Origin of the sequence: Leucobacter sp. BZR 635 (assembly GCF_048061935.2) — a bacterium.
In the GTDB taxonomy this organism is placed as follows: domain Bacteria; phylum Actinomycetota; class Actinomycetes; order Actinomycetales; family Microbacteriaceae; genus Leucobacter.
Map to the genome: position 1 here is coordinate 54,255 of NZ_JBLUNZ020000018.1, position 7,398 is coordinate 61,652.

The following is a 7,398-nucleotide window of genomic DNA, read 5'->3' on the forward strand; positions in this document are numbered from 1 at the left end:
AAGCGGGCGGTGCCGCGGGAGCTCCGGGAGGAGCGAAAGCCTCGCCAGCTACACTGCACCGATTAATCTATTCCGACCCTTCTGCGGGCCGCAGAAGAGTCGGAATAGATTAATCGGGGTGGTGAGGATGGTCGGGGCTATGCCGGCGGGTCAGGCTCGCCCGCGAGCACCCGGAACACCGCGGCTCCGTAGCGCTCGAGCTTCACCTGGCCGATGCCTGAGATTGCGAGCAATCCCTCATCGGTCGTCGGCTGGTGTGCAGCGAGCGCGGCGAGCGTCGCATCTCCGAAGACCACGTAGCCGGGCACGCCCTGCTCCTTCGCCTCCGCGGCCCGCCAGGCGCGCAGGCTCTCAAACACCTCTGCCTGCTCGGGCGACAGGCTGGCAGCCGCCGCAGAGCGCTTAGCGCCACCACCGCCGCCGCGCGAGGAAGTCGCACGCGAGATCACTTCCTCGCGCATCCACACCTGCTCTTCACCCCGCAGCACCGGCTTCGCGCTCTCGCTCGGCCAGAGCACACCCCACTCGCCGCGGGCCTCCAGCAAGCCGACGGCCACGAGGTGCCGCACGACGCCGCGCCACTGCGCGACCGTCCAGTCACCGCCAATGTTCCACGTGGAAAGTTCGTCGAGCCGCATCTGCGTCACCCGCTCGGAGCCGACACCGCGCAGCACGTCGATATGCTGGCCGGCCGCGTAGGTGCGCCCGCGCTCGTTCTGCGTGCGGATAATCGTCGAGAGCAGCATCTGGGCGGGAACCGTCGCGTCCCACAGCTTCGGCGGGTCGAGGCAGACGTCGCAGTTCCCGCAGTTCTCGGGTGCGTCTGTTTCGCCGAAGTAGCTCAGCAGGTAACGCCTCCGGCAGGTCACGCTCTCGCAGAGCGCAAGCATGTGGTCGAGGTGCCTGGTCTGGTTTGCGCGCGTCGCCTGGTCGCCGTCGCCTGAGTCGATGAACTGCCGCTGCTGCACGACGTCGGCGAGCCCATAGGCGAGCCATGCCTCCGACGGCGCTCCGTCGCGGCCCGCGCGGCCCGTCTCCTGGTAGTACCCCTCGACAGACTTCGGCAGGTCGATGTGCGCGACGAAGCGCACGTCGGGTTTGTCGATCCCCATGCCGAACGCGATCGTGGCGACCACGACCACCCCTTCTTCGCGGAGGAAGCGGGTCTGCGCGTTCAGGCGCACGTCAGCGGGGAGGCCCGCGTGGTAGGCGACGGCGTCGACGCCCGCGTCACGAAGCGCCGCAGCGGTCTGCTCGACGCGCTTCCGGCTCAACGCGTAGACGATGCCGGCTTCGCCCGCGTGCTCACCCTTCACGAACGACAGTAGCTGCGCACGCGCGTTCTGCTTCGGCACGATCTGGTAGCGAATGTTCGCGCGGTCAAAGCTCGACACGAAGTGGCGTGCGCGATCGAGGTGTAACCGCTCCGTGATCTCACGGTGCGTTTCGGGGGTCGCGGTCGCCGTGAGCGCGATCCGCGGCACGTCCGGCCACTCGGTCGCGAGCGCGCCGAGCCGAAGATAGTCAGGGCGGAAGTCGTGCCCCCACTGCGACACACAGTGTGCCTCGTCGATCGCGAACAGCGCGACGCGTCCGCGCTTGAGAAACTCGACAGTTCCCGGCGAGGACAGCTGCTCGGGCGCGAGGTAGAGCACGTCGAGCTCGCCGTCGAGGTACGCGGCTTCCACGGCCCGGCGTTCCTCGGGAGCCAGCGAGGAGTTCAGCGCCGCGGCGCGCACGCCCGCGAGGCGCAGCGCCATGACCTGGTCGTGCATGAGCGCCACGAGCGGCGACAGCACGATGCCCGTGCCCGCCCGCGCGATCGCGGGGATCTGGTAGCACAGCGACTTGCCGCCGCCCGTCGGCATGAGCACGACCGCGTCGCCGCCATCGATGACGTGGCGAACGATCGCTTCCTGCTCGCCGCGGAACTCACTAAAGCCGAAGACCCCCGAGAGGATCTCTTGGGGGTCAAGCAGCTGGTCAGTCATACGGTTATGCGCCGTCCGGGCGCGATCCGCCGCCCTGGGGCGTACTGCCCGCGGCGTCGTCGGAAGCGGCCTCAGCAGCGACCGGAGCCGCGGCCGGCGCCGCCCCGCCTGCCGCCGCACCCGTCGCGGGCTGCTGGGCCCCGGCAAGCTCGGCGGCGATGTCGTCGCGGATCTCGTGGCGGTAGCTGTTCCGACGGATCCGCTTCACGAGCAAGAACCCGAGCGTAATCACTGCCGCGGCAAAAACCGCGGTCGCGATGAAGCCCTCGGGGCCCGGCGTGACCTTGTCAGGGTTGAACTCTTCGCCGTTCTTTGCGGCCACCGCGATGGCCGCGTGTACGGCACTCATGACAACGCTCATAGCGCGTCCTCCTCAATTCCTTCAAACAAATCTGCTTCAAACTCGTTGGTGTTCACGCGCGAGAGCGCCAGCCGGTAGTCCTCGAACGGCCACGCCTGCAGCTGGACCTCGTTGGGCCAGAAGAAGAACGAGCTGTCGGGGGAAACCTGGCTTTCGTGTGCTCGCAGCGCGTCGTCGCGCTTGTCGAGGAACGGGCCGACGTCGACGCGGGCGGTGCCGCTATAGCCGCGGCGCAGCAGCCACTCGGCCATCTCGTCGAAGCGGGCGATGAGCGGCGACTCGGGGTCGTGCTCGAGCAGCCAGGCGTGGATCGCTTTCACGCGCTCCGAGTTGAAGATGTCTTCGTAGTACATCTTCGACATCTCCCACGGCTCGCCCGCCTCTGGGTAGGCCGCGGCGTCGCCCGATTTCTCCCACGCGATCATGCTGATCTCGTGTGTGCGAATGTGGTCGGGATGCGGGTATCCGCCCTGCTCGTTGTAGGTGATCATCACGTGCGGTTTGAAGTCGCGGATGACACGCACGAGCGCCTCTGCGGAGACTTCCTTGGGGATCGCGGCGAAGGATCCTGCCGGGATCTCCTCGCCCTCGCCCGGGAGGCCTGAATCCTCGTAGCCCAGCCAGGTGTGCTCGAAGCCGATGATTTCGGTGGCGCGCGCCATTTCGCCGCGGCGAAGCCCCGCGAGGTCGCGGCGGCTCTTGGGGTCGCGGGCGGCGAGCTCGTTGAGCACGTCCCCGCGTTCACCGCCGGTGCAGCTGACAATGAGCACCTCGACGCCCCGGTCAAGGTAGTGCGCGTACGTGCCGGCACCCTTACTCGACTCGTCGTCCGGGTGCGCGTGTACGGCGATCAATCTGAGCGTCATCAACGTCCTTTCACATGCAGCGATCAAGCGTTCCCGCTACGCTGGCACGGGACTAGTCTAGCCAGCACATACCGGAGGTTCGCCGTGACCGAAATCGCCAGCGCTACCGTAGCCGACCGCTACGGTGCGAGTCGATCGAAGCGGTGGGATCGCCGCCTCGGCTGGACGCTGGGCTCGATCGCCGTACTGGTGGGTGTGTTGGTAATCGCTTTTGGCGGTTGGCGGCAGAGCACGACCGAGTTCCAGAACATCGGGTTCACTCTGCAAGAGGTCGCCGACGAGAAAAACGCAAACGTTGCCACGACCCGTTTTGAGGTGAACGCTGACCCCGGTGTGCAGGTGAGCTGCGCGGTTGAGGCGCTGAACACGTCGAAGGCGACGGTCGGCTGGAAGGTCGTGGATCTCCCGGTCATCGAGGGCCGCTCGCAGACCGTGAGCATCGATATCGTGACGCTCGGGCCAGCGACCGCAGCGCACGCGAAAGCTTGCTGGCCTGTCGAACAGTAGCTCTGTCCGACCACACTGATACCCTTATTGCGAACGCCCTGCCTGACGGGGCGTTCCTTTGAGATCAGCGGTGATGCTCCCCTTGCGGTGAGCGCACCCGCTCGCGAGAAACGAGGACACCATGGCCGAGCCCACGCAGACCTGGCTGACACAGGAGGCATTCGACCGCCTGCAGTCAGAGCTCGACGAACTCTCCGGCGCGGGCCGCAAAGACATCGCAGCGCGCATCGAGGCCGCTCGCGAAGAGGGCGACCTCAAGGAGAACGGCGGCTACCACGCCGCGAAAGACGAGCAGGGCAAGATGGAGGCGCGGATCCGCGACCTCACCGAGCTGCTGAAGCACTCGACCGTGGGCGAAGCACCCGAGGCGAACGGTGTTGTTGTTGTCGGCACCGTCGTCACCGCGGAGGTCTTCGGTGACGAAGAGCGCTTCCTGCTCGGAAACCGCAACCTCGCTGACGGCTCAGACCTCGACGTGTACAGCGCGGAGAGCCCGCTGGGTGCAGCCATCCTCGGACTGAAGGTTGGCGACCAGGCCAGCTACACTGCCCCGAACGGCAAGGAGATCCCCGTGAAGGTCACCGCCGTAGAGACTTACGCGTAGGCGAGTAGCCGCGCGCATACGAAGGGCCCGTGGTCAGCGATGAGCTGAGCACGGGCCCTTCGGTCGTCTCGGGGGCGCGCGTTAGTAGCGCTCGCCCACTCGCACCTCGTAGCCCTCGCCTCGGAGCGCCTGCGCGACGGCCTCGCCGTGCTCGGGCCCGCGGGTCTCGATGTGAAGCTCGAGCTCGACCTCGCTGATGGGGAGCTCGGTCGCGTGGCGCGTATGGATCACCTCGACGACGTTCGCGTTCTGCTCGGCGACGATGGTGGCGGTGCGCACGAGCTGGCCGGGAGCATCCGGCAGCAGGATGCGGAGCTTCGTGTAGCGTGCGGAGGCGGCGAGGCCGTGTCCGATGACGCGCTGCAGCAGCAGCGGGTCGATGTTGCCGCCGGAGAGGATCACCGCGGTCGTACCGACGGGCCGCACCTTGCCGGCGATCATCGCGGCAACGCCCGAGGCACCCGCCGGCTCCACGACGAGCTTGGCACGCTCGAGCAGGAAGACGATGGCGCGTGCGATGTCGTCGTCGCTCACCGTGACGATCTCATCGACGAACTCGCGCACGGCGGCGAAGTTTCGCACCCCCGGACGCGCGACGGCGATGCCGTCTGCGATCGTGGGCCGCGGCTTCACCGTGACCGGCTCGCCGGCCTCGAGGGAGGCTGGGAAGGGGGCCGCGTTTTCTGCCTGCACCCCGATGATCCGCATCGGCTTGCCGTGCTTCGCCGCCCACTGCTTCGCCGCCGCGGCGACGCCCGAGATGAGCCCGCCCCCGCCGATCGGCACGATGAATGTCTCGACATCGGGTGCGCTCTCGAGCACCTCGAGTGCGACGGTGCCCTGTCCTTCGATCACTGCGTCATCGTCGAAGGGGGCGATGAACACCGCGCCGGTTTCGCGCACGAACTCCTGCGCGGCGACGCTCGTCTCGTCGAAGATATCGCCGACGAGCTGCACCTCGGCACCGTAGTTGCGGGTCGCCTGCAGCTTCGGCAGCGCGACGCCCTTCGGCATGAAGATCGTCGCCCGGATCCCGAGCTCGCGTGCCGCGAACGCGACGCCCTGCGCGTGGTTACCAGCCGAGGCGGCGACGACGCCGCGCGCCCGCTCCTCCTCGGTGAGCTGCAGCAGTCGGTTGTATGCGCCGCGCAGCTTATAGGCCCCGGTGCGCTGCAGGTTTTCGCACTTCAGGTAGACCTGGGGGACCCCGCTAATTCCAGCCAGAAACCGTGAGCTTTCGAGGGGGGTGCGCTGCGTAATCTGGTGTACCCGTTCGAGGGCTCGCTCAAAATCTTCAAGCGTGGGTGCCTGGTAGGCGTCGCTCATGCGATGGGTCCTTTCCGCGCGTGTTTCGCTACTGCTTTCGCCCGCGTTTTCGCGAGTCGATGTACCTGGTCTCTTCGGTGAAAATCTGCGGCCGGGTCGGTGTCCGCCTCCCACTGCCGTTTCGCGAGCACGCTCACGATCGCGTTCGCTGCCGCCGCGATCGGCACCGCGAATAGCGCCCCGGGGATCCCGGCGAGCAGCGTGCCCGTGGTGACCGCGAGCACGACGCCCAGCGGGTGCACGCGCACAGCGTTGCCCATGACGAGCGGCTGCAGCACGTGTCCCTCAATCTGGTTCACGAGCACGACGACGCCGACCATGATCAAGGCGGTCACCGGGCCGTTGTAGACGAGCGCGATGAACGCTGCGAGGCCGCCTGTGACGATCGCGCCAAGGAACGGGATGAAGGATCCGAGGAACACAAGAATGGCAATCGGGATCGCGAACGGCACCCCGAGGATTCCGGCACCGGCACCGATGCCCACCGCGTCGACGAAGGCCACGAAGATCTGTACCCGCACATACTGCCCGACGGATACCCACCCGGCGCGTCCCGCTGCGTCAAAGGCTGCGTGTGCGCGTGCCGGAGCAAAGCCGACGACCCAGTACCAGATCCGCTTGCCGTCGATCAGCAGGAAGACGAGCGAGAAGATGGCGAGCAGCAGGCCGGTGACGAGCTGCGTGGCCGTTGTCGCGACGCCGAGCGCCCCGGTCCACAGCGTGCCCTGGTTGTTCTCGAGCAGCTTGAGGGCCTGGTTCACGAAGTCTTGCAGCTGGTCGACCGGGATGCCGAGGGTGTTGTGCCGCACCCATTCCAGAATCTCGTTCCACACCTCGACTGAGCGCTTCGAGAAGTCACCGAAGCCGTCACGCAGTTGGGTGACGATGAGCCAGATCAGCACCCAGAGGGCGGCAACGAAGACCCCCAGTGCGGCAATGATCCCCGTCCAGCGCGGCAAGCCGCGACGCACGAACCATTCCACAACGGGGTTGAGCAGCGCCGTGAGGAGAATCGCAATGAGCAGCGGGATCGCAATGATCCGCACCTGCACGATTCCCCAGACGAGGCCGCCGACGGCAATGGTAATGATGATGAGCCGCCAAGACCATGCCGCTGCCACGCGCATGCCCAACGGCAGCTCCTCTTCGGCGCGCTGCGTAGGTGACGCCTGATCAACGCTCTTGTTCGGCTCTTCCACGTCCACAGTCTACTGATGGGCGTATGCAGCTGCGCGGCTAGGGAGCGCTAGAGCAGCTTTCGCAGCCAGTTTCGCACGAGGCCGTCTTTGGTCGCGGTGAACGGCGGCATCACCGTCGGCGCGAGGGTGTCGGGGCGCAGTGGCTTAGCGAGCACGGCCTTCTCGTGGCTGAAGATCCGGAACGACAGCTCTCCGTGGTACGCCCCCATTCCGCTCTCGCCGACCCCGCCGAAGGGAAGCTCGGGAGCAGTGAGGTGCATCACGGGCACGCCAAACCCGAGCGCGCCGGAGCTGGTCTCGCGCTCCCAGCGCTCGCGCACGGCGCTATCGTCACTGAACACGTAGGCGGCGAGCGGCTTGTCACCGCCGCGCACGAACGCGATTGCGTCGTCGAGATCGGTCACCTCAATAAGCGGCAGGATCGGACCGAAGATTTCCGCCTGCATGATTCCCGAATCGCGCGAGACGCCCGTGAGCACTGTCGGGTCGAAGTGGAGCGTGTCAGCGTTGTGCCCGCCGCCGACCACAGCCCTACCGTCGGGGA

At 66.9% G+C, this 7,398-nt stretch carries 8 protein-coding genes; 2 read left to right on the forward strand and 6 right to left on the reverse strand.

The annotated features are described in order from the left end of the window. Positions 1-137 precede the first annotated feature (137 nt). From recQ to mca, 3 genes are read right to left on the reverse strand one after another with little or no spacing between them, the layout of a single operon-like run. Positions 138-1,991, reverse strand: a complete 1,854-nt coding sequence (gene recQ / locus ACI1US_RS03020; protein WP_416550114.1) for a DNA helicase RecQ — start codon at positions 1,989-1,991, stop codon at positions 138-140. A 4-nt stretch (positions 1,992-1,995) separates the two neighbouring features. Continuing rightward, on the reverse strand, positions 1,996-2,340 hold the full coding sequence (locus ACI1US_RS03025) for a hypothetical protein (protein ID WP_416550113.1): 345 nt from the start codon (positions 2,338-2,340) through the stop codon (positions 1,996-1,998). Between the two features lie 8 nt (positions 2,341-2,348). Next, on the reverse strand, positions 2,349-3,218 hold the full coding sequence (mca, locus tag ACI1US_RS03030) for a mycothiol conjugate amidase Mca (RefSeq protein WP_416550112.1): 870 nt from the start codon (positions 3,216-3,218) through the stop codon (positions 2,349-2,351). Positions 3,219-3,302: 84 nt separating this feature from the next. On the opposite strand from mca, the gene ACI1US_RS03035 reads away from it, so the two are divergent. Both ACI1US_RS03035 and greA read left to right on the forward strand, forming a co-directional pair. Beyond that, positions 3,303-3,725 carry a DUF4307 domain-containing protein gene (locus ACI1US_RS03035; protein ID WP_416550111.1) on the forward strand — a complete coding sequence of 141 codons (423 nt, stop codon included), beginning with the start codon at positions 3,303-3,305 and terminating at the stop codon, positions 3,723-3,725. Positions 3,726-3,846: 121 nt separating this feature from the next. Next, the gene (gene greA / locus ACI1US_RS03040) at positions 3,847-4,329 is read left to right on the forward strand and encodes a transcription elongation factor GreA (protein ID WP_416550110.1); all 483 of its coding nucleotides are present in this window, start codon (positions 3,847-3,849) and stop codon (positions 4,327-4,329) included. Positions 4,330-4,410: 81 nt separating this feature from the next. Here greA and ilvA read toward each other — a convergent pair whose 3' ends face one another. From ilvA to ACI1US_RS03055, 3 genes are all read right to left on the reverse strand, one after another. Then, positions 4,411-5,655 (reverse strand): threonine ammonia-lyase, encoded by a 1,245-nt coding sequence (ilvA, locus tag ACI1US_RS03045; protein WP_416550109.1) that lies wholly within the window; start codon positions 5,653-5,655, stop codon positions 4,411-4,413. After that, on the reverse strand, positions 5,652-6,854 hold the full coding sequence (locus ACI1US_RS03050) for an AI-2E family transporter (RefSeq protein WP_416550108.1): 1,203 nt from the start codon (positions 6,852-6,854) through the stop codon (positions 5,652-5,654). Before ACI1US_RS03050 ends, ilvA begins: the two co-directional genes overlap by 4 nt. A gap of 47 nt (positions 6,855-6,901) precedes the next feature. Further along, positions 6,902-7,398: aldehyde dehydrogenase family protein (locus tag ACI1US_RS03055; protein ID WP_461638059.1), on the reverse strand; the 497-nt coding region annotated here is incomplete at its 5' end.